Source organism: Pseudoalteromonas sp. AWM4_233 (genome assembly GCF_056158285.1).
This window is the reverse complement of the sequence record NZ_JBSWSZ010000130.1, coordinates 1-20,194: the sequence shown is the minus strand read 5'-3', so window position 1 is coordinate 20,194 and position 20,194 is coordinate 1. Positions and strand designations below refer to the sequence as shown.

Sequence of the window (20,194 nt, the reverse complement as noted above, 5' to 3'; positions counted from 1 at the left end):
TGACTAACAATACGTATTGCTAAGGTTAACTACTTACGAAGCTGAGGGACTGCCAGCACCTTTGTTTGACAGTGACGGGCAAAACGGTTGCAGAGAACTTGGCGGAAGTCCCTTCACTTAAAGAAGGGCAAAAGGTCATTGTTCCTTTTGATCAGCCAATCAAAGAAAAGGGACCCCTCGTCGTTTTGAAAGGAAACCTTGCTCCAGAAGGCGCTGTGGCTAAAATGTCCGGACAGAAGATCAGCCGTTTCGAAGGGCCTGCTCGGGTGTACAATAGTGAAGATGAAGCAACGGAAGCCATCGTTAACGATGAAATCAAAGAAGGTGATGTGCTCGTCGTACGAAACGTAGGTCCAAAAGGAGGACCTGGCATGCCGGAAATGCTTTCCATTACAGCTATGATTGTAGGGAAAGGATTAGGAGGAAAAGTTGCTTTGCTTACGGATGGTCGTTTCTCAGGCGGGTCACATGGGTTCGTCATCGGGCACGTCGCTCCTGAAGCAGTCGTTGGAGGACCAATCGGGTTACTCCAAGAAGGAGACACCATCACGATCGATAGTGATACGCAGCAAATTAACTTTGAAGTAAGCGAAGAAGAATATGAGCGCAGAAAGCGTGAATGGAAACGTCCTGAGCCTAAACATAAGAGAGGTGTACTGGCGAAGTATGCCAGACTCGTATCCTCTTCTTCCAAAGGCGCCGTTACAGATTTGGATCTTGAAGAATAGAAGACGATATTATGAAAAGCCCGGACTCGTGTTCCGGGCTTTTCTCATTAATCCCCCTCTTCCACTAAAGCTCCCGTTTGTGGAAGACTCAGTTTCGAGATGTTCCCGGGGTTCGTTGCCTGGTTGAGCGTCAGGGGTGGCTGGGAAGCAACTCGCTTTCCTGCGGGGATGGCGGCAAGCCTCCTCGGACTTCGTCCTGTGGGGTCTCGCCAGCCAATCCATTCCCGCGGGAGTCTCGCAGCTTCCCAACCACCCCTTTCATAGTAAGGAGAAACGAACCCCTATACCTAGAGGAAGTGTCTCCCACTTCCCCTCCTAAGGCAGGCATAAAGCGCTCTGTATCAAGCTTATAAATTCTGAATGCCTGCTTGTGGAGAGGTTATATGATCCACTTCCTCATCTCCTCAGTCATTCAAGCTGATTGTTCCAGAAGTGATTTCGAGAATCTTCCATGGCAAAGGGGCGGAGGGAAATAGCTCGCTTTCCGCGGAGCCCCTAACTCCCTCGAAAATCTCCAAATCAAGTCTTATAGAAACCTGCCATTATGTGTAAGAAGGGTTGTATAAAAAAACTGTGTATAAAGGAGATCATCATATGGTTGTAGAAGTGGGAGGAGGGAGGTGGATGAGAGATGACCAAGGTTGCATTGATTAGACATGGAAGTACTGCATGGAATAAAGAAAAAAAGAGCGCAAGGAAGCTCGGATATTCCGTTGGATGAAGAAGGAAAGTCCGATGCGAGAAAATTAGCCGAACGACTACATAAGGAAACGTGGGATGTTCTTTATTCAAGCCCTCTGAAGAGAGCAAAGCAGACAGCGGAAATCATCAGTGCACAAGTAGGGTTGGACATTCAATTTGACTCTCGTCTGGAAGAAGCCAGTGGTGGTCAGATTGAAGGGACAACAGAACCTGAAAGAATCGAAAAATGGGGAGAGGACTGGCGTTCCCTGGACTTAGGCATGGAAAGACCTGAGAGTGTTGTTTTCAGGGGGATGTCGTTTATGGATGATGTTCTAAAAACACATGCAGGGAAGAAAATCATTGTTGTTAGTCACGGTGCCTTAATCAGTCATGTGTTGAGGGAAATGGATAGTGATAACGTGAGGGATGAACATATGAAGAACACGTCTTTATCAGAGGTTCATTTTAGGGAAGACCAATGGTTTTGTGACCGATTTAATTGTACGATCCATTTGGATTAACAAAAGCGGCTCAAAGGTGAGCCGCTTTTATATTATTCTTTCGAGTAGTTTAAATCCCATGTGATTCCGAAGGGCTTATTCACTTTTGCATACGTAGCTCCCCAAAAGGTATCCTGTAGTTCCATTAATACGTTCCCGCCGTCTTTTAGTCGGTCGTAATAGGTTTGAATCTCGTCGGAACTATCACATTCAATGACTAGCGCAATATTGTTGCCTGTCTTAACGCTTTGATCTGCAAAGGAATCAGAGACCATAAAGAACAAGTCGTCTTTTTTAAATCGTGCGTGCATGACTCGATCGTCCATTTCCTTAGGGGTTTCAAAATCTGCTTCACCGAAGGTTTGGAGGTTGGTAATTTCTCCTTCGAAGACTTGCTTGTAATAGTCCAGGGCTTCTTTTGCATTACCGTTAAACGTAAAATAAGGGGTTGCTTGATGCTTCATAAAAAGCGAACACTCCTTTAGAAATTTTTTGTGCACAATTATTATACCCTATCCATGAACAACTGACAAGAACACCTGTTCGTTAATTTTTGAAGCTTTGGTTCCAGGACTTCATTTTATCTAAAGCCAGTCTATCATGATTAATTTCTCCAGGCTTAACAGCATTCCCTATCACATAATCTTCGAACGACATCCCTACAAAATCAAAAATATGGCCGAATTGTCTAATTAAGGTAATCCGGTTACATATGGATTGCTTCCGCCTGTAGTGATGACATAGGCTTTCTTTCCACGGACCTGTTCTTTGAAGTTGAAACGATCATCACGCATATACTGGGACCAGCGATCAAAGAACAATTTCATGTGGGAGGTCATGCCAAACCAGTAAATAGGAGTTACAAAAATAAAAACTAGATCATGAGCCAAAAATTCATGTAGCAAGGTTTCATAATCGTCTTCAACTGGGGAGAAACCTTCATCCGTATGACGCATATCTATGATTGGATTAATTTTGTAGTCACTTAGACGTACTTGAGTATGCTCAATTCCTTCCGTCGCTTGTTCCACAAGGTACTCTGAATTCCCGTTCTCTCTTGAACTTCCTAATATTGTCAATATCTTCATTGTTTCCTGCCTCCTTTGCTTCTGGAATGAGTATATCATTGAACAGGTCATCAGGTGCTGGCAGTCCCTCAGCTTCGTAAGTAGTTAACCTTAGCAATACGTAACTGAACGAAGTAAATGACACAACGGGAGGAAGACTGAGAATTAACCTTAGCAATACGCCACCGAACGAATTGGTACGTCAACATAACGTTATTGCTAAGGTTAATGAAACCTAAGAAGGCACCGTATCCAGCACCTAGGGAAGAAAAACCCGGTCAAAACGATCGGACATGTCCCGGGCCGATGCTTTACTGAAAGTAATCGCCATGATCCGCTCCGGCTTCACCTTTTTCTCAAGAAGCAGGTAGCCGAATTTCATATTCAGTGTCGTCGTCTTCCCGGATCCCGGTGATGCCAGCAGGAGCAGTGGGCCGTCTGTGTGAAGAACCGCCTGCTTCTGGACATCGTTCAGTTTTACTCCCGTGTGTTGTTCCATGTTTGTGAAGAAATCCATATGTTCGTCCCTTTCTGTTCAGGAAAGAAAAAATAGATGGAAAAAGGCCCGCGCCCCTTTTCCATCTACATTTTCCATCATCATTGTTGTTCCATTATACCTCCTTCACCCAATCGATTCCAGATGATTTTCTTCCCTCTTTTTACATGAGATGACCGAAGAAGAAACATACTATCAGGGACAAGGAGGTGGAGAACGATGGCGAAGAAAACAAAGAAAAACCAAGCAGAGCAGAAGAACCAAAAAGGGTTTGCTCCAAAACAGGCCGATGTAGAGTTTTCTGAGGAGTTCGGCAGTGCTGCCCGAATGAAGCTCATCAGAAAGAAGCGAAAAAAGCCCGCAAATCCAAAAAAGCAAAACAAGATAACTAAATGAATGTAGAGGATTTCCCTTTTTCAGGGGAATCCTCTTTCTATAGTTGGAGGTTATTATGAAACGTACAGGTCTACTTACCATCATTATTTTTTTCTCCCCTTTCCACAGCACCTGTCTCTGCAAGCGTCCTCTACACAGTGAAGTCACCGGGGACAGCTTATGGAAAATCGCGGCACAGTATGAAACAACGCCAGACCGTTTGAAAACGATAAACGGCATAACGGACGGTTCGCAGTATCATGCCCGGGCAAGTCCGTGATCATACCTGGGAATGCGTACAACGTAACGACAGGGGATACACTTTGGAAGATTGCCCGGATTCATCAGACGTCCATCCATGCTTTAAAAAAACGAAACAGCATCAGCGGAAGCGTCATCACGCCCGGGCAGAAACTCCATATCCCGCAAAGTCGGAAACAGCCGATTACCGCTGGAGCATTTTTCATTCCCGGCACCCCAGTAAAAAATCAACAGTCCATTGACTATTATGGGGAGTATTTATCTGCCCTCGGCCTGTTCGAATACCGGCCGGACGAGAGTGGAGAACTCAGCCGACTGAACGGTGAAGACTCCATATCGCGCACATGGAAAAAAGGCCTGATCCCTCATGCCACCATCACTAATTTAACTAAAGAAGGCTTCGATCCGGATTTGGCCCACCGTTCTGCTGTCTAATGCGAAGAAACGAAAAGCGTCTGATTGAAAATATCGCCGGCCTCGTGGACGAAAAGCAGTACAAAGGGGTGGTGATCGACTTTGAAAGTCTGCACGAAAAGGACAGGGCTTCTTTCAATACGTTCGGTCCAGCAGCTTTCCACCCGGATTCAGTAGAACAGGAGGAGAAGTCGGAGCCGCCCTGCCGCCGATGACCGGCGCCTACACCCCCGCCCACCACAAAGCCTATGATTACAACACCATCGGCGGGGCCGTCCGACTTCGTTTTTCTTATGACGTACAACTGGCACTGGATGGGTGGGTCGCCCGGCGCCATTGCACCGATCAAGAAGGTGGATGCTGTTATGAACTATGCAGGAACAGCCATGCCGAAAGAGAAAATTTTCTTAGGAATCGCCATGTACGCCTATGACTGATATGAGCGACCAAGCGCCGGATTTCTCTTCTCAATTTCGGCACGTCGCTCGTTTTCTTGCTTTTTCTATCGCTTGTTCAACCAATGTTGCTAGCAGTTCGGGATTAATGGCTGGCGCTTGATTTTCAAGCTCGTGAATGCGTGTTTCGAGATTTAAAATATAGCCATGTAAGGCAACTAGGTTTTCTCTGTCTTGCTCTGGAATGGTTAACTCTTTTAAGTTAGGTTTTGCCTGCTGTATAACTACAGGCTTGTCAGTCGAGTTTGACTTTTGTATAGCTATAAATTGATAAGCCCAGTGCAATGCTTGCAAATGCCAGCGCAGTACTCCCTTGCCAAGTCGACATATCACATCATCCAAGTTGCTTTGTAATATCAGCAGATTAAAACAAGCCATTTGTATTATCAATTACTTATGATGATAAAAACAAAAAGCGCAGCTAGTTAGCTGCGCTTTTAAATAGAGTTTATGTCGATTAATGGGCTTTTGCGTATGCTTCAGCTTGTTGCCATACACGGAGCATATTGCCACTTAAAATCTTTTTGATGTCTTTATTGCTATAACCACGGTCCATTAGGCCTTGCACTAGGTTAGGGTAGCTAGATACATCTTTTAAGCCAGTAGGTAAAGAGTCGCCTACACCATCGTAATCTAGAGCCAATACCCACATAATCGATACCAATTAGCTCAACTACATGGTCAATGTGATCAAGTACTTGTTCTAAGCTTGCAAATGGAAACGGGTTTTTAGCGCGATAAGCAGCATCAAAATCTTTGCTTAGCTTAGTACCGTCTTTTTTCTTTTCAGCCTTTGCTGATTTAAGTTGATCGTACCAAGAGCCAGCCTTTGCCGTAACAAAGCTTGAACCGAAGTTAATTTGAATAACACCCCCGTTCTTTTTAAGTGCTAACAGCATGTCGTCATTCATATTACGCTCAAAGCCAGGGGTGTATTTACGCAGTGACGAGTGTGAAGCAATCACGGGTACTTTCGAAATTTCCATCACTTGGTAAAACGCATCATCAGAAATATGTGATACATCAACCAGCATACCAATGTTGTTCATTTCTTTTACCAGCTCTTTACCGAATGGGCTCAGGCCTTTCCACTTACGACGAATATCATAAGATGAATCAGAAATGTGGTTACTCTGCGAGTGAGCGAGCGTAATGTAACGTACGCCACGCTCATAAAAATGCTTAAGGTTTTTAATGTCGCCTTCGATAGGTGAGCCGTTTTCCATACCCATAGCAATCGACATTTTGCCTTGTTTAAACTGCTCTATAATATCGGCAGTCGAGTCTGCAATGGCGAACTTATCTGGTGCGCGTTGTACAATCGCTTCCATAGAGTCGATTAACTGATTTGCTAATTGGTAGCTTTTACCTTTGCCTTCAAATTCTAGGTTTGCAGGAATGTAAATTGACATGAAAGGAGCGTTCAAACCACCTTGCACAGCACGCGGATAATCAAAATCACCGTCGCTTGTGGCTTTGGCTACGTCAGCCCACTTGTTATGAATACGGTAAGGCACATCGATATGGGTGTCGATTAAAATAGTGTCTTTTGCCAGTTTAATGGCTTTATCTGATGCAGTAACCTGATCTGCATTTGCTTGACCAATTAAGGCCAAAGAAACAGCGGCAACCAGTGAGCTTAGTTTTTTCATTTTTTAATGGCTCTTTAAGTTAAAAAGCCATTGTGAAGGGTTACAGTATAACTTACAAGTTTAGTCGTTAAACGACGCTTGGTACTCTGGGTCAGCTTGTAGAGCAATGAATTCAGCTTTAGATATAATCGTAACCGACTCATGTAACTCAGAAAAAAACACCATGGCTTCACCACTTTTAAGCTGTTGATGAACCTGCGCAACTTTGCTTTCAATGCTAAATTCTTGCTCGCCGTAATCAGTGCCTTCACGTAAAACATAACTTTCGATTAAATTATACAGAGTCTCTTTATCGAGGCGTTCGTGGGGGATGATCATAACTGCTCTTTTTTAACTAATTGTTGAAAATACTCAGGAACAATTCGTTCAAGCCAATATTCGGGCTTAAAAGGGTTTTTACCGCTAATAAAACCGACATGGCCCCCTTGTTCTGAGATGCGCAGCGTAACATGCTCACTCACATCTAAGCTATCTGGCACGGCTTTTATTGATAACATCGGGTCATCTTTGGCGTGCACAATCAGCGTAGGTGTTGCAATGCTTTTTAAAAACGGTTTTGCACTCGCTTGCCGATAGTAATCTTCAGCACCGGCAAAGCCGTGCAATGGTGCCGTGAGCATATTATCGAATTGCCATAAGTCATCAATCGCCATCAGCTTTTCTGGCGTTAGGCTAATTTGCTGTTCGATTTGTGGCAGCTTTCTTTGCATCGACTTTTTCATACGGTCGAGCAAATACTTTTGATAAATCTTGCCTAAGCTTTTGCGAATAACTTCGCACGATGATGACAAGTCAAATGGCGCCGACACAACGGCTGCGCCAGTTAAGTTCGATTTAGTACCTTGCTCACCTAAATACTTTGCCAGTACATTACCACCTAACGAAAAGCCCACGGCAAATAACGGGCGTTTTGGAAACTTGCTCTTAAGGTGGTTGATGAAAAAGCGCAGGTCTTCTGTTTCGCCGCTGTGATAAGCACGTGCTAAACGGTTAACTTCGCGCGAGCAGTTTCGAAAATGCATCAATACCACAGCAAAGCCTTGCTGCTTAAGTTTTTTCATCATGCCTTTAGCATAAAAGCTGTTTATATTGCCTTCTAAACCATGCAATACAATAGCGAGGGGTGCTTGCTCGTTATGAGGTGTTGCCCAAGCCAGTTCTAAAAAGTCGCCATCTGGAGTATCGATTGTCGATAAGTCGTAGCGGGTATTATGAAAAGGGCGAAAAAAGCGCGGCATTATGGTTTGTAAATGGCGATTGCGCATCCACCACGCAGGCTTAAACTCAGGTAACATAGCTGACACTTTCGAAACAAAATAAGCGGCTATTGTAGCAAGTTTTTGCTTTTTGAGAACCGCTACAAGATTTTAGCTATACACAAATAAAAAGCCCCTAAACAATAAATTGGATAGGGGCTTTGTGCGTCGTGCTTAATTCTTACTTAGGAACTTCTGCGTCATGTACTTTTTTAATGAAGTAACCAACATAGAAAAGGCATAAAACGATAACAACTGCCAAAATGCCGAATGACATAAATAAAACTGGGTCGCTAAAAAAATCTCTAAAGAATACGTTCATGGTTGTGCCTCCTAATGTCTATGGGTTAATCATAGGCTGGCTTGAGGACGGCAGATATGATCCAGATCAAGCAATTTTCCTGATGCTATAGGAGGTGATTTAATTGTTGATTTGGATCAAGTTTATTAGGGGAGTTCGGAGCTTTTAGCTATAAGTTTTAATCAGATAGAAAGGGGCCTTTACTGAGGGCAGTTCAATTAAGATTGCTACCGACTAGATTTTACTGCTTGTCGCTTAAATAAAGCCTTACATTTTCAGCCTGTTTATGGAGGGTGAATATCATGGTATTTGCTGCGTTTATCAGTAATTGTTGCTGCTTTTTTTCTAGCTTTAATTCTGCGCTAAGTAGCTCTTTGCGAATGGTAGGGTAGTCTGAACCCTCGTTTTGAATGGTTTTAAGGTAGGCGCGTGTGGCTCGTAGGGGCTGTAAAGCCTGTTGGTCAAATTCGGCAATGCACGACTCAAGCTCACTCAGTTGAGAGGGTGTTACAGCCAGCTCTAACGAATCAAGATAATAAAGCAGCAGGCAAAGGTTAACATTTTTGCTTTGCTGGTCTTGATAGCCTAGTAGCTTGGTTTGCATGCCGTCTTTGCTGTAAAGCTTGCATGCAAACTGCCAAAACTGTTCGCTGTTAAGCGGTTTCATCGGCAAAGGCCTGCTCTTTTTCTTCAAGCTCTTCAAGTGCCATGAGCAGCTCTTCTTCAACGTCATTAAGCTTGGGTGTTAAGCTTGCTTGCTTAGTGAGCAGCACTGTCAGTTTGGCTTTATTTTCATCACTATATAAATCATTATCGGCAAGTGCGTTTTCGATTTCTCCAAGCTCTGTAGAGTACTTATCAAGTTGCTTTTCAAGCTTTTCGATTTGCTTTTTCAACGGCTGCACTGACTTTCTGAACTCAGCTTCTAAGCGCTTTTGCTCTTTGCGGTTAACGCTTGAATGTGCTTTAGGTGCATTGTCTTCAGGGCTTTTAGCAGCTTCTTTATTGGCATTGAGTAGCCATTGGTAATAGGCATCAAGGTCATAACCAAATTGTGTTACTTCGCCGTTATCAACAAGGTAATACTCATCAGCGGTATTTTTAAGCATGTGACGATCGTGCGATACGGTCACCATAGCACCTTCAAAGCCTTGTAGCGCCATAACTAAGGCGTGACGCATTTCTAAGTCTAGGTGGTTGGTTGGCTCATCCAGTAACAGTAGGTTTGGCTTTTGGTACACCAGCATTGCTAGCACTAAACGGGCTTTTTCACCGCCAGAAAATGGCGCAACTGGCTCAAGTGCTTTATCGCCAAAGAATGCAAAACCGCCTAAAAAGTCACGCAATGATTGCTCTAGGAGCTTGCGGATTTAAACGTTGTAAATGGGTCACTGCACTGGCTTTTAAATCGAGTGACTCAAGTTGATGCTGCGCAAAGTAACCAATATTTAAGCCCTGATGCTGAAATACTTCACCTGCTTGAGGTTGTAAATCGCCAGCTAATAATTTAATCAGTGTTGACTTACCCGCACCATTTCGGCCAAGCAGCGCAATACGGCTACCCGGCACAAGGTTTAGCTTGATGCTATGCAAAATGGTGGTGTCGCCATAGCCTGCTTTGGCTTGGTCAAGAGTCATTAACGGGTTTGGCAGCGCTGTTGGCTCCGCAAATTCAAAATCAAAGGGTGAGTCAACATGGGCTGGGGCTAACTTTTCCATACGCTCTAGGGCTTTTACGCGGCTTTGTGCTTGCTTAGCTTTACTGGCTTTTGCTTTGAAGCGCGTAATGAATTTTTCTAAGGTGAGCAATTTGTTCTTGTTGCTTTTCGAACATCGCTTGTTGCTGTAATAAGCGCTCTGCTTTTTGGCGTTCGAATTGCGAGTAATTGCCTTTATAAACATTTATTTTTTGTGCGTCTATGTGCCAAATTTGGTCAACAACGGCATCTAAGAATTCTCGGTCATGGGAAATAAGCACTAGAGTGCCTGTGTAGGCGCGTAAAAAGCGCTCTAACCAGTAAACGGCATCGAGATCTAAGTGGTTGGTTGGCTCATCTAGCAGTAATAAATCAGCATCACGAATAAGTGCTTGTGCTAAGTTTAAGCGCATACGCCAGCCACCTGAAAAGGCGCTCACTGGGTTGTCAATTTGCTCATTACTAAAACCTAAACCGTGTAATAGCTCACCTGCTTTTGCTTCAATGCTATAGCCTTGAATATGTTCTAGGCCAATATGTGCTTTTGCCTGCGCATCGCCGTCGTTATTTTGCTCGGCTTCGCGTAGTGCAATTCTTAGCGCGTAATATTCAGGGTGACCTTGTAATACATAATCCAGAGCGCTGATTTCGAGCGCGGGAGTTTCTTGTTTTACAGAGGCAATTGACCAGTCTTTAGGAATTTGGCATTCACCGGCATCGAGTTGCAATTCAGACTTTAATAGCGCGAACAGCGTTGATTTACCACAGCCATTAGCACCAACAAGGCCGACTTTATGCTCTGGGAATAAGGTTGCAGAAGCCCCTTTTAGTAAGGCGTTACCACCACGTAGAAGTTCGATGTCTGAAATTTGGATCATGAATGTTTACTTGCACAGCACTGATTAAATTGCCGCTATCATAACACGGATCACATTAGCCTTCGCAATCGTATCAAACAGAGAATTATTAGGCTAAAATAGCCGCCTACATGCCACGGGAGATCATCTATGAGACAAAGAAAACGCTTTATTGCTGGCGCATCGTGCCCTGAATGTAAGGCCATGGATACCATGATGCTTTATAAAGAACATGATGTGGAAAAAGTGGAGTGCGTACAGTGTGGCCACAAAATGACGCAACCAGAGCAGGCTGTACAAGCCTCAACACGCCAATTTGAGCAAGTGATTGGTGTATTTAAGCCGGGCGATTAATTCCCGGCTCTATCACTACTTAATTAATAGTGCGGCGGTGGCGGCTCTTGCATTTGTGACATTAAAGATGGCTGCTGCGCTTCTTTAATCTTTTCTGCAAGTAACTCTGTCTGGCGCTTCATTTTAGCCAGCTGCTGTTGGTGCGCTTTAAGCTCATCGTTTAATATTTCAATTGTTTCATCTTGAAAAGCGACTTTCGCTTCAAGTTCCATTAGACGATCTTCAATTGTATTCATTTGATTCTCTTAGATTAAAACTTTCAGCGAATCCGCTGGAGCTTTCGGTTAATAACGCTTGGTTGTTATCAGTAAACGCAACATCTAACACCACGGCTGATTTCGGGCGGCTTCCTTCACGAGGAATCACTAGGTGCTGGAGTCTTGTGTCCCAGTTACCAGGTTAACCTTAGCAATACGTAACTGAACAGACAGGCAGCTGAACGAAGTAAGCGTAAAACATGTATTGCTAAGGTTAAGTTCCTCGTGCAGTGTCAAGAGATCAGCACCTCCTAATGAGCGCATCGCGGTTAACGGTCCAGCTCGAGTGGGACCAGGTATGACCATTGCTCCTAGGGATGTGTCGATTAAAACGGCTGAGTTGGCCTTAGCATCCGCTAAACCATCGGCGTAACAAGAGCTTTTCTAACATGAAATTCAGTCACTTTTTTATCAGTCGACCTATTTTTGCGGCGATGCTGTCTTTGCTGATTCTGATCGGCGGCGGCATTTCCCTATTTCAGTTGCCTGTCAGTGAATACCCAGAAGTTGTCCCACCTCGATCCTGCCTGTCGTGACGGCCAACTATCCTGGTGCTAACCCTAAAGTCATCGCTGAAACCGTTGCCGCGCCTTTGGAACAAGAAATGAATGGTGTGGAAAACATGCTGTACATGTTTTCTCAAGCGACGACCGATGGACGCATGACTCTAACCCTGACGTTCGCTTTGGGAACGGACTTGGATCGTGCTCAGGTACAAGTGCAAAACCGTGTCCTCCAGTGCTTTACCAAGATTGCCAGAGGAAGTGCAGCGACTTGGGGTGGTTGCCGAGAAATCGTCGCCTAACTTAACCATGGTGGTGCACCTGTTTTCGCCTGAGGGTGATCGCGATATTAGCTATCTATCAAACTACGCAGATATTTATATCAAAGACGCTTTGGCGCGTTTGCCGGGCGTGGGCGATGTGCAGATGTTCGGTGGTGGTAAATACTCCATGCGCTTGTGGCTTGATCCTGATGCTTTAGCTTCCCGTGACTTGATTCCAAGTGATGTGGTGCAGGCCGTTAGGGAACAAAACCAGCAAGTCGCTGCGGGCAGTTTAGGTGCTCAACCCGTTTCTAACGACAGTGAATTCCAAATCTTATTGAATGTGAAAGGTCGTCTTGAAAGCATTGATGAATTTGAAAAAATCATCGTTCAAGTCAATGATAATGGCGCTATCACACGTCTAAAAGATGTGGCTAGGATCGAGCTTGGGCAGGATCCGCATTCTCTTCGTGCGCTTCTGAATGGTCAAACTGCGGTCGCCATTCCTATTTTCCAGCGACCAGGTTCGAATGCCATTGAGTTGTCGAACCAAGTTCGAGCGCAAATGGACGAGTTGTCCCAGAGCTTTCCTCAAGGGTATGATGAATCGCTTACGACCCAACAGCTTTGTGCGTGGCTCCATTGATGCGGTGATCAATACGTTACTGGAAGCGATTGTCCTCGTCGGTATCGGTGGCGATTCTATTCCTGATAACATGGCGCGCCTCGATTATTCCATTAATTGCCGTGCCTGTTTCCTTAGTTGGTACTTTTGCCGTCATGCAGTGGCTTGGGGTCTCAATCAACACCTTGTCTTTGTTTGGCTTGGTTCTAGCCATCGGTATCGTGGTGGACTACGCCATTGTAGTGGTGGAAAACGTTGAGCGTAATATCGAACATGGATTGTCGCCTGGCGGGCTGCCACTACAAGCTATGAGTGAGGTCACCGGACCAATCATAGCCATTGCTTTAGTGCTGTGTGCGGTGTTTATTCCAACAGCGTTTATACAGGGCTTAAGTGGCCAGTTTTACAAACAGTTTGCCTTGACGATCACGATTTCGACACTCATTTCTGCGTTTAACTCACTGACCTTATCGCCTGCGTTATCCGCTATTTTGCTGCGCTCTCATGATGCCAAGCCTGATGCGTTAACACGTTTAATGAACGCCATATTTGGTCGTTGGTTGTTTACACCGTTTAACCGCCTATTTGATCGTGGTGGGCGAGCTTACGAGAAAGGTGTGAAAAAGCTGATCCGTTTAGGTGTGGTGGTTGGCGTTGTATACGTGGGCTTGCTTGGCGGCACGTTCAAATTATTCGATGAGGTGCCAGGTGGTTTTATCCCGATTCAGGATAAGCAGTACTTGGTTGCGATTGCTCAGTTACCAGACGCGGCAAGTTTAGATCGAACAGAAGCCGTGGTACGTGAAATGGAACAAATTGCATTGGCGACACCTGGTGTCATGCAAACTGGCGTCATTCCCAGGCCTTTCTGTGAATGGTTTTACCAATAGTTCAAACAGTGCCATTGTCTTTGTGACACTGGATGAGTTTGCTGAAGCGTAAAGTGCCAGAATTGTCTGCTGGAGCCATTGCAGGCCAATTGAATGGCCGCTTCAGCACCATTGATGAGGCATTTGTGGCGATCTTTCCACCGCCGCCTATTTTGGGGCTGGGTTCGACTGGGGGCTTTAAACTACAGATTGAGGATCGTGCCAGCCTAGGCTTTGATGCCTTGTTTGCCAATCTGCAAAAAGTCATGAATGCGGCTTACCAAGATCCAGCCTTAACCGGCGTATTCTCAAGCTTCCGTATTCAAGTGCCGCAAATGGACATTGAAGTGGATCGCGAGCAGGCTTTATTGCAAGGCATTCCCTTGGATCAGGTATTTGAAACACTGCAGATCTATTTAGGTTCAGCGTACGTCAACGATTTCAATTTATTTGGCAAAACCTATCAGGTAAATGCTCAAGCTGAAGCCGAACATAGGGTAGACCCTGAGCAGATCTTGCGCTTAAAGGTTCGCAATAATGCTGGAGCGATGGTGCCGTTGGGATCGATTCTAACCGTGGAGCCAACCATTGGTCCGGATCGTGTGATGCACTACAACGGTTACCCTACTGCTGAGTTAAATGGTAATCCAGCACCCGGGTACAGCTCGGGATCAGGCACAGGCGGCCATTGAGAAAATTCTAAATGAGCAGCTTGATAAAGGTATGGCGTTTGAATGGACAGAAGTGACGTACCAACAAATATTGGCAGGTAATACTATGGTGTATATCTTCCCGTTGGTGGTACTGCTTGTGTTTATGGTGCTGGCAGCACAGTACGAGAGTCTTCACGCTGCCGCTAGCGATCATTTTGATTGTACCGATGACCATTTTATCTGCTTTAGCAGGCGTATGGTTAACGTCAGGGGACAACAAGTATTTCCACTCGGGTAGCCTTAATCGTACTGGTTGCTTTGGCCAGTAAAAATGCCATCCTGATGGTTGAATTTGCGCGTGATAAACGTCATCAAGGTGAGTCTCGCTTAGAAGCGATGCTGTCTGCCTGTCGTTTGCGTTTACGTCCGATCCTGATGACATCCATTGCCTTCACCGCAGGCGTTGTGCCATTGGTGTTGGCTATCCGGCGCAGGGGCAGAAATGCGTCAAGCGATGGGGGTGGCTGTATTCTCTGGCATGATTGGTGTTACGGTGTTTGGTTTATTGTTTACACCGGTTTTCTACATGGCCATGACCGCTTTGGAACGAAAGAAGTCCTAGTCAAAAGAATAGTGATGACTCTGTAAAAAAAGGGGGGCTCCAATTTTGGAGCCCCCTTTTGTTTTTTATAGATTGTGAATCATATCTTCGAGTTCATGAGGACACTGGTCTTTTACATTCGCCAGCATGTAATCAATAAACACACGGGTTTTGGCTGGTAGGTAATGTCGTGAAGAATAGTAAATCATGACGCGGATTGGATCGGCTTCGTAGTCTTTCAAAATACGACGAAAACCACCTTGCTCTAGGCATGTTTCATAATTGCCGACGCCAACGGCGGCAATACCGACACCCATCTCCACGGCGGTCATGGCAGCTGAGAGGTTGTCTGACCGACTGGTATTGCCTTCCGGTTCCATTTGAATTTGCTCACCGTCGATTCGAAAATTCCAGATTTTCTTTCTTCCAGTGGTGTCTGAACGGTAGGCAATGCAGTTGTGTTGTAGCAGATCTTGCGGGCAGCTAGGTTCGCCATATTTATTGATGTATTCACTGATGGCAACCGATACTGGTTGTAGTGAGTAAAACTCCCTAGCAATCAGGGCACTATCGATATTGCCTAAGACACCAATACCAACATCGGCTCCTTCTTTAACGAGATCCCCCATACGGTCGTCAAACTTTAAGTCCAGCTCAATATCAGGGTACTTCTTCAGAAAATCAGGCACTAACGGCAGTACAAACATGCGTCCAAAGCTGTCCGGAAGATTCACTTTCAAACGTCCATGTGGGGCTTTTTGCTTGTCTGTACTGAGACGAATTTGATCCTCAAGTTGCTCTATCAAATGCCCGGTGCGTTTGTAGAGTTCCTGACCGTCTTCGGTCAAGGTGAGGGAGTGAGTAGAGCGATGAAACAGTCGTAATTCTAAGTTTTTCTCAAGCTGCGAAATGGATTCTACTGATGGCGGCCGAAGACACGCCCAGTAATCTTGCTGCACTGGAGAAACTGCCGTTTTTCACCACCGTGTTAAAAATATTTAGCTGGTTTGGAATCATTGACGGGCCTTCCAAGAAAAAAATAAAGCCAAGCGGAAGAGGGTCCGTAGGGGCTTCTGATTGACTGAAAATTATACCATCTTCATGCTTAGTTTGGCGGATTTAATGGGCACTCTAATGCCGAGTTAAATGAGGAAAAAAGCGGGCTTAATTTATGAATTGATAGGCTTATCTATGGCTTTTCACAGAGAGTATGCTCAGGCTGAATAGATCAACGAAAAATAGGAGGTGGCTATGCAGTTTAGTCGATTTCAATTTCGAAAGTGCGCTGAGTCTGAGGACAATGAATCGCGACTTTATCGCCGAAGAACCTATTTCCCTAGATCAAGCAGCGCAAGAGTATGCGGAAAAGTATGACGAGCGCAACTTTTGGCAAAAATGTAAACGCTATGCTAATCGCATCGGGCGAGCGGGATTAGAGAAAGTATTCAGCCTCTATTATGCCACCCAACATAAGGACTGTACCCTAGCACAAAAAGCAGCAATCTATGGGGCGTTGGGGTATCTGCTCACGCCGATTGATGTGATCCCCGACTCTGACGCCGTTTTTCGGTTACAGTGATGACATCAGTTTGATCAGCAGTGCCTTGATTGCTGTGGCTTCTTTAATCGATGAGGGTGTCAAAGAAAAAGCTAAGGTCAAAGTGGAACAATTAATGGGAGAAACGGAGTCAGAATGAAAACAATCGGATTATTAGGTGGTATGAGCTGGGAAAGCACACAGGGATATTATCGGGCCATTAATGAGGGGGTGAAAGAAGCCCTAGGCGGTCTTCACTCTGCCAAGGTGGTTCTGAATAGTGTGGATTTTGCTGAAATAGAAGCCTGCCAACAAAGTGGAGACTGGCGCAAGGCCGGAGAGATACTGGCTCAAGCTGCCCAAGGAGTCGAAGCAGCGGGAGCGGACTGTCTGCTAATTTGTACCAACACCATGCACAAAGTGGCAGAGGACATTGATGATGCGATCTCCATTCCACTTATCCATATCGCAGATGCCACCGGTGAGGCTCTTAAAGCAAGTCCGGCGCTAGCAACGGGTCTGGGCTGCTGGGGACCGCATTCACTATGGAGCAAGGCTTTTATAAAGGACGTTTAAGCGAGCGGCACGATCTAGAAGTATTGGTGCCCAAATCAGAAGATCGGGCTTTGATCCACCGAGTGATTTTCCAAGAGCTATGCGTTGGCATTACAACGAATGCCTCAAAAGCTGAATACTTGCGCATTATTCAATCGTTAAAAGAGCAGGGCGCCGAAGCGGTGATACTAGGATGCACTGAAATTGGCATGCTGGTCACCCAGGCTGATACCGATACTCCGTTGTTTGATACCACTGAGATTCATGCGGGCGCAGCGGTTACTTTTGCATTAAAGTAAATAATCCATTAACTATCTGGTTTTCTTTTGCCATATTTGATCCTTAAAAGCGTGCTATGTTTAAGGTCTATTGTTAATAACCATGTTTACAACACATCTGAGGGATTACCAGTGAAAGTATTAGCCTTTGCTGCAACAAACCACAAAGCATCAATCAACAAACAACTAGTGACTCATGCGGCCAACATTGTGGCGCAAAATACGGGTGCTGAAGTTGAAGTGCTGGATCTAAACGATTACGAATTACCGCTCTATAGTATCGAGCGCCAAACGGAAAACGGTATGCATCCGTTGGCTCAACAGTTCTTCGATAAAATTGGTGCAGCGGATGCGGTGCTGATTTCATTTGCCGAGCACAATGGTTCTTATGCCGCAGTGTACAAGAACTTATTTGACTGGGCGTCTCGTATCGATATGAAGGTATACCAAAACAAACCAACCGTTTTATTGTCAACTTCCCCTGGTCCTGGTGGTGCTGGAAACGTGTTGGCGGGGGCAGTGAACTCAGCGGGATTCTTCGCAATGGATTTAAAAGGTAGCTTGTCTGTGCCTTCATTTAACGACAACTTCGATACGGATAAAGGTGTTTTGGTCAACGAAGAGTTGTCTGCAAAACTAAAAGACATACTAGCGACACTAGGTTAATGATTTAGTCGTTGCGAGCTTTACAGTAGCGGTGTTTAGGGTATGAAAAAGCGGCTTTTTAGCCGCTTTTTTTGTATTAACGCCCTCATCTTTATTTGATATTGGTTTTCATTTGATACTTGTTTTTACAAATTTTATATGGATAATGCTGGCTCGAAATTTGAATATAAAATGGACAATTTGATATGGATACTTCAGTTTCTACTGATGAACGCATCAGTTATATTTCATTTACGGCCAGTAAATGGGAATACTTCAAACTCTGGATTGTTAATATGGTTTTAACAGTCTGCACCCTCGGTATTTATAGTGCCTGGGCCAAAGTACGTAATACTCAATATATCTATGGACATACTCAAGTCGAAGGTCATCGTTTGCAATATTTAGCAACTCCCATGCAGTTGCTAAAAGGGCGTTTAATTGCTTTGATCTTCTTTATTGCGTATTCGGTGCTGAGCTCTTTGATTCCAATGTTAGGTTTGCTTTTAGCGCTATTGGTTTGGTTGGCATCACCTTATCTCATGTATCAAGGTCTACGCTTCAATTTGCGCCAAACGGCTTATCGCAACGTTCGTTTTGGTTTTGCGGGTTCAGTTAAAGGCGCTTATGTAAATTTTTTGCTGCTTCCATTATTGTCCATATTGACACTTGGTCTGGCGCTTCCTTGGGTTCTATGCAGAATCAATCGCTATATTTACAATAATTTAAAGTTCGGTGAGCATGCATTTACGGCAAATCTTAGCGGCAAACTTTTTTACAAAGCTGCTTTAATTGCATTTCTGACTTTCTTAATTCCTGTAATTATTCTTTTCGTTGTAGCTTTTCAAATGCTCCAGTCTAGTGGTCCATCCTTTGCGATGATTATGACCAGTTATGTTATGTTTTTTGTAGCTTTCGGTGTTTACAGCGTCATGGTTCGTAACCACATTCTAAATGCGCTTGAAGCACATAACTTGGTTAAGTTTGAATCTAATTTACGTTTAGACAGTTATCTTGGTGTGATGGCCACGAATGCTTTGATCGTTACTTTTACGCTTGGTTTAGGTTTTCCGGTTGCAGAAGTTCGTCACAAAAAAATGCTGGCTGATGCCACTAGGGTGCATTTGTATCCTGAAATTGATAATTTGGTGGCGTCCTCTGGAGAGCTAGACTCTGCCTTAGGAGAGGAGCTTTCTGGCTTCTTCGATAGTGATTTGTCGCTAACCTAGCGGATGATTAAATTATGCAGGTTGCCTCATCGATAAAGGTAAAAGGGCATTTTCAGTACGCAGCATCGTCACAAGTCGATGCTGCTGCGCTGACTTTAGACCTTGAAAGTGATCAGTTGACCGTTTTCCATTACTCCTCAGACGAAGTTCTACATAGCAATCGCTATTCTAACTGTACGATGTCATCACGATTACCCAGTATCCCTATGACATTGTACTTTGATGATGGTGCTAGTTTTATCCCCGATAACCCTGATTACTGCTGGCCTAATAGTCGCAGATCTTCATCGTTTATCTATTGGCTAGAGACAAAGTGGCATTATGGTGCTTTAGCGATAGCTCTGATGGTTGTGTTTTTAATCGGTATGGTCAAAGTGGCGATACCTTTTGCATCCTTGCAAGTTGCAACAGTGATGCCTGATTCTATTTCACAGGAAATGGGGCAACAAAGTCTAGCCATTCTAGATGAACTGTATTTTGAAGAGTCTAGTTTAAGCCCAGACGCTAAGTTTCAGGTTATGGCTAGTTGGAATGAGTTGTTTAAGCAATTTGATTTCCCTAAAGAGAAGTATGAATTGCAGTTTCGCGACTGGAATCTAGGGCCAAATGCGTTCGCTCTGGCGGATGGAACGGTCATTGTCACTGATGGTATTGTTGAGCTGATGCAAGATGATTTGCATTTATTGGATGCAATATTGCTACATGAGATTGGTCATGTTGAACATCGACACAACCTACAGGCTGTGATTCGAACAACGATTACGACTGTACTTTATTCGACTATGTTTGGCGATATAGAGGGGGCAGGTGAAGTCATTTTAGGGGCGGGGGTTGGCGTAGTTGATTTATCATTCTCCCGTGAAATGGAAAGAGAAGCCGATCAATTTGCCTACCAACACTTGCTTGCCATGGGGCGGTCAGCCGACGACTTCGCTAACGCTTTGCGTAAATTGAGCACAGTCTACTCTAGTGTTGATGAAGAGGGTTGGGGATATCTACAGTCCCATCCAGATGTTGAAGAGCGTATAAAGGCAAGACCACAGTAGTGGTCTTGCCTTTAATTTATTACAAGTTTTCTTCGG

Annotated in this window: 22 protein-coding genes and 4 pseudogenes; 13 read left to right on the top strand and 13 right to left on the bottom strand. The window is 44.7% G+C overall.

Annotated features, from left to right (window positions below; all coding sequences use genetic code 11):
• Positions 1–71 precede the first annotated feature (71 nt).
• Entirely contained in the window at positions 72–728 is a 657-nt protein-coding gene (locus ACXAC4_RS26820; RefSeq protein WP_475168220.1) for an IlvD/Edd family dehydratase, read from the top strand.
• A gap of 656 nt (positions 729–1,384) precedes the next feature.
• Entirely contained in the window at positions 1,385–1,933 is a 549-nt protein-coding gene (locus ACXAC4_RS26815) for a histidine phosphatase family protein (protein WP_475168110.1), read from the top strand.
• 32 nt (positions 1,934–1,965) lie between these two features.
• On the opposite strand, the gene ACXAC4_RS26810 is transcribed toward ACXAC4_RS26815, so the two are convergent.
• From ACXAC4_RS26810 to ACXAC4_RS26800, 3 genes are all read right to left on the bottom strand, one after another.
• Complete coding sequence (locus tag ACXAC4_RS26810; RefSeq protein ID WP_475168108.1) at positions 1,966–2,376, bottom strand: VOC family protein; 411 nt, start codon at positions 2,374–2,376, stop codon at positions 1,966–1,968.
• A 228-nt stretch (positions 2,377–2,604) separates the two neighbouring features.
• Positions 2,605–3,000, bottom strand: coding sequence for a flavodoxin family protein (locus tag ACXAC4_RS26805; RefSeq protein WP_475168106.1), 396 nt, complete (start codon positions 2,998–3,000; stop codon positions 2,605–2,607).
• A 238-nt stretch (positions 3,001–3,238) separates the two neighbouring features.
• On the bottom strand, positions 3,239–3,496 hold the full coding sequence (locus ACXAC4_RS26800) for a UvrD-helicase domain-containing protein (RefSeq protein WP_475168104.1): 258 nt from the start codon (positions 3,494–3,496) through the stop codon (positions 3,239–3,241).
• A 198-nt stretch (positions 3,497–3,694) separates the two neighbouring features.
• Between ACXAC4_RS26800 and ACXAC4_RS26795 the strand changes: the two genes are divergently transcribed.
• The 4 genes from ACXAC4_RS26795 to ACXAC4_RS26780 all read left to right on the top strand — a co-directional run bounded on the left by ACXAC4_RS26795 (position 3,695) and on the right by ACXAC4_RS26780 (position 4,962).
• Positions 3,695–3,871 carry a hypothetical protein gene (locus ACXAC4_RS26795; protein ID WP_475168102.1) on the top strand — a complete coding sequence of 59 codons (177 nt, stop codon included), beginning with the start codon at positions 3,695–3,697 and terminating at the stop codon, positions 3,869–3,871.
• A gap of 255 nt (positions 3,872–4,126) precedes the next feature.
• The gene (locus ACXAC4_RS26790; protein WP_475168097.1) at positions 4,127–4,546 is read left to right on the top strand and encodes a LysM peptidoglycan-binding domain-containing protein; all 420 of its coding nucleotides are present in this window, start codon (positions 4,127–4,129) and stop codon (positions 4,544–4,546) included.
• Positions 4,546–4,740, top strand: a complete 195-nt coding sequence (locus ACXAC4_RS26785; protein ID WP_475168093.1) for a hypothetical protein — start codon at positions 4,546–4,548, stop codon at positions 4,738–4,740. The genes ACXAC4_RS26790 and ACXAC4_RS26785 overlap by 1 nt, the downstream gene beginning before the upstream one ends.
• A 33-nt stretch (positions 4,741–4,773) precedes the next feature.
• Complete coding sequence (locus ACXAC4_RS26780) at positions 4,774–4,962, top strand: hypothetical protein (protein ID WP_475168089.1); 189 nt, start codon at positions 4,774–4,776, stop codon at positions 4,960–4,962.
• A gap of 30 nt (positions 4,963–4,992) precedes the next feature.
• On the opposite strand, the gene ACXAC4_RS26775 is transcribed toward ACXAC4_RS26780, so the two are convergent.
• The 7 genes and pseudogenes from ACXAC4_RS26775 to ACXAC4_RS26745 all read right to left on the bottom strand — a co-directional run bounded on the left by ACXAC4_RS26775 (position 4,993) and on the right by ACXAC4_RS26745 (position 10,764).
• Entirely contained in the window at positions 4,993–5,358 is a 366-nt protein-coding gene (locus ACXAC4_RS26775; RefSeq protein ID WP_475168086.1) for a hypothetical protein, read from the bottom strand.
• A 79-nt stretch (positions 5,359–5,437) separates the two neighbouring features.
• Positions 5,438–6,632 (bottom strand): annotated as a pseudogene (locus ACXAC4_RS26770) (dipeptidase).
• A gap of 60 nt (positions 6,633–6,692) precedes the next feature.
• Positions 6,693–6,950 carry a YheU family protein gene (locus tag ACXAC4_RS26765; RefSeq protein WP_138600969.1) on the bottom strand — a complete coding sequence of 86 codons (258 nt, stop codon included), beginning with the start codon at positions 6,948–6,950 and terminating at the stop codon, positions 6,693–6,695.
• Positions 6,947–7,927, bottom strand: a complete 981-nt coding sequence (locus tag ACXAC4_RS26760) for a hydrolase (RefSeq protein WP_475168075.1) — start codon at positions 7,925–7,927, stop codon at positions 6,947–6,949. The genes ACXAC4_RS26765 and ACXAC4_RS26760 overlap by 4 nt, the downstream gene beginning before the upstream one ends.
• Positions 7,928–8,069: 142 nt before the next feature.
• Positions 8,070–8,210: a DUF3149 domain-containing protein gene (locus ACXAC4_RS26755; protein ID WP_074989877.1), complete on the bottom strand. Its 141-nt coding sequence runs from the start codon at positions 8,208–8,210 to the stop codon at positions 8,070–8,072.
• Between the two features lie 220 nt (positions 8,211–8,430).
• Complete coding sequence (locus tag ACXAC4_RS26750; protein ID WP_475168067.1) at positions 8,431–8,856, bottom strand: TIGR02444 family protein; 426 nt, start codon at positions 8,854–8,856, stop codon at positions 8,431–8,433.
• Positions 8,843–10,764, bottom strand: a pseudogene (locus ACXAC4_RS26745) (ATP-binding cassette domain-containing protein). The gene ACXAC4_RS26750 and the pseudogene ACXAC4_RS26745 overlap by 14 nt, the downstream one beginning before the upstream one ends.
• A gap of 129 nt (positions 10,765–10,893) precedes the next feature.
• Here ACXAC4_RS26745 and ACXAC4_RS26740 point away from each other — a divergent pair.
• Complete coding sequence (locus tag ACXAC4_RS26740) at positions 10,894–11,097, top strand: YheV family putative zinc ribbon protein (RefSeq protein ID WP_054554491.1); 204 nt, start codon at positions 10,894–10,896, stop codon at positions 11,095–11,097.
• 23 nt (positions 11,098–11,120) lie between these two features.
• Here the strand turns inward: ACXAC4_RS26740 and ACXAC4_RS26735 are convergent, their stop codons facing one another.
• The gene (locus tag ACXAC4_RS26735) at positions 11,121–11,333 is read right to left on the bottom strand and encodes a SlyX family protein (protein ID WP_054554490.1); all 213 of its coding nucleotides are present in this window, start codon (positions 11,331–11,333) and stop codon (positions 11,121–11,123) included.
• A 410-nt stretch (positions 11,334–11,743) separates the two neighbouring features.
• On the opposite strand from ACXAC4_RS26735, the pseudogene ACXAC4_RS26730 reads away from it, so the two are divergent.
• Positions 11,744–14,889: pseudogene (locus ACXAC4_RS26730) on the top strand (efflux RND transporter permease subunit).
• A 65-nt stretch (positions 14,890–14,954) separates the two neighbouring features.
• Here the strand turns inward: ACXAC4_RS26730 and ACXAC4_RS26725 are convergent.
• Positions 14,955–15,674: a substrate binding domain-containing protein gene (locus ACXAC4_RS26725; RefSeq protein ID WP_475168217.1), complete on the bottom strand. Its 720-nt coding sequence runs from the start codon at positions 15,672–15,674 to the stop codon at positions 14,955–14,957.
• Between the two features lie 91 nt (positions 15,675–15,765).
• Positions 15,766–15,885 carry a helix-turn-helix domain-containing protein gene (locus ACXAC4_RS26720; protein WP_475168053.1) on the bottom strand — a complete coding sequence of 40 codons (120 nt, stop codon included), beginning with the start codon at positions 15,883–15,885 and terminating at the stop codon, positions 15,766–15,768.
• Positions 15,886–16,168: 283 nt separating this feature from the next.
• Here ACXAC4_RS26720 and ACXAC4_RS26715 point away from each other — a divergent pair, with 283 nt between their 5' ends.
• The 5 genes and pseudogenes from ACXAC4_RS26715 (at position 16,169) to ACXAC4_RS26695 (ending at position 20,158) form a co-directional block, all read left to right on the top strand.
• Positions 16,169–16,447, top strand: coding sequence for a YkvA family protein (locus ACXAC4_RS26715; RefSeq protein ID WP_475168048.1), 279 nt, complete (start codon positions 16,169–16,171; stop codon positions 16,445–16,447).
• Positions 16,448–16,561: 114 nt separating this feature from the next.
• Positions 16,562–17,259, top strand: a pseudogene (locus ACXAC4_RS26710) (aspartate/glutamate racemase family protein).
• Positions 17,260–17,370: 111 nt separating this feature from the next.
• Positions 17,371–17,904, top strand: a complete 534-nt coding sequence (locus tag ACXAC4_RS26705) for an NADPH-dependent FMN reductase (RefSeq protein ID WP_475061679.1) — start codon at positions 17,371–17,373, stop codon at positions 17,902–17,904.
• Between the two features lie 185 nt (positions 17,905–18,089).
• Positions 18,090–19,112 (top strand): YjgN family protein, encoded by a 1,023-nt coding sequence (locus ACXAC4_RS26700; protein WP_475061680.1) that lies wholly within the window; start codon positions 18,090–18,092, stop codon positions 19,110–19,112.
• A 14-nt stretch (positions 19,113–19,126) separates the two neighbouring features.
• Entirely contained in the window at positions 19,127–20,158 is a 1,032-nt protein-coding gene (locus ACXAC4_RS26695) for a M48 family metallopeptidase (protein ID WP_475061681.1), read from the top strand.
• Positions 20,159–20,194 lie beyond the last annotated feature (36 nt).

Bases quoted from the DNA above. Each gene is read 5' to 3' on its own strand.
- ACXAC4_RS26795 (WP_475168102.1), top strand. From the start codon at position 3,695: ATGGCGAAGAAAACAAAGAAAAACCAAGCAGAGCAGAAGAACCAAAAA.
- ACXAC4_RS26765 (WP_138600969.1), bottom strand. From the start codon at position 6,950: ATGATCATCCCCCACGAACGCCTCGATAAAGAGACTCTGTATAATTTA.
- ACXAC4_RS26735 (WP_054554490.1), bottom strand. From the start codon at position 11,333: ATGAATACAATTGAAGATCGTCTAATGGAACTTGAAGCGAAAGTCGCT.
- ACXAC4_RS26700 (WP_475061680.1), top strand. From the start codon at position 18,090: ATGGATACTTCAGTTTCTACTGATGAACGCATCAGTTATATTTCATTT.
- ACXAC4_RS26815 (WP_475168110.1), top strand. From the start codon at position 1,385: ATGGAAGTACTGCATGGAATAAAGAAAAAAAGAGCGCAAGGAAGCTCG.
- ACXAC4_RS26720 (WP_475168053.1), bottom strand. From the start codon at position 15,885: ATGATTCCAAACCAGCTAAATATTTTTAACACGGTGGTGAAAAACGGC.
- ACXAC4_RS26755 (WP_074989877.1), bottom strand. From the start codon at position 8,210: ATGAACGTATTCTTTAGAGATTTTTTTAGCGACCCAGTTTTATTTATG.
- ACXAC4_RS26760 (WP_475168075.1), bottom strand. From the start codon at position 7,927: ATGTTACCTGAGTTTAAGCCTGCGTGGTGGATGCGCAATCGCCATTTA.
- ACXAC4_RS26750 (WP_475168067.1), bottom strand. From the start codon at position 8,856: ATGAAACCGCTTAACAGCGAACAGTTTTGGCAGTTTGCATGCAAGCTT.
- ACXAC4_RS26740 (WP_054554491.1), top strand. From the start codon at position 10,894: ATGAGACAAAGAAAACGCTTTATTGCTGGCGCATCGTGCCCTGAATGT.
- ACXAC4_RS26775 (WP_475168086.1), bottom strand. From the start codon at position 5,358: ATGGCTTGTTTTAATCTGCTGATATTACAAAGCAACTTGGATGATGTG.
- ACXAC4_RS26805 (WP_475168106.1), bottom strand. From the start codon at position 3,000: ATGAAGATATTGACAATATTAGGAAGTTCAAGAGAGAACGGGAATTCA.
- ACXAC4_RS26780 (WP_475168089.1), top strand. From the start codon at position 4,774: ATGATTACAACACCATCGGCGGGGCCGTCCGACTTCGTTTTTCTTATG.
- ACXAC4_RS26810 (WP_475168108.1), bottom strand. From the start codon at position 2,376: ATGAAGCATCAAGCAACCCCTTATTTTACGTTTAACGGTAATGCAAAA.
- ACXAC4_RS26695 (WP_475061681.1), top strand. From the start codon at position 19,127: ATGCAGGTTGCCTCATCGATAAAGGTAAAAGGGCATTTTCAGTACGCA.
- ACXAC4_RS26800 (WP_475168104.1), bottom strand. From the start codon at position 3,496: ATGGATTTCTTCACAAACATGGAACAACACACGGGAGTAAAACTGAAC.
- ACXAC4_RS26715 (WP_475168048.1), top strand. From the start codon at position 16,169: ATGAATCGCGACTTTATCGCCGAAGAACCTATTTCCCTAGATCAAGCA.
- ACXAC4_RS26785 (WP_475168093.1), top strand. From the start codon at position 4,546: ATGCGAAGAAACGAAAAGCGTCTGATTGAAAATATCGCCGGCCTCGTG.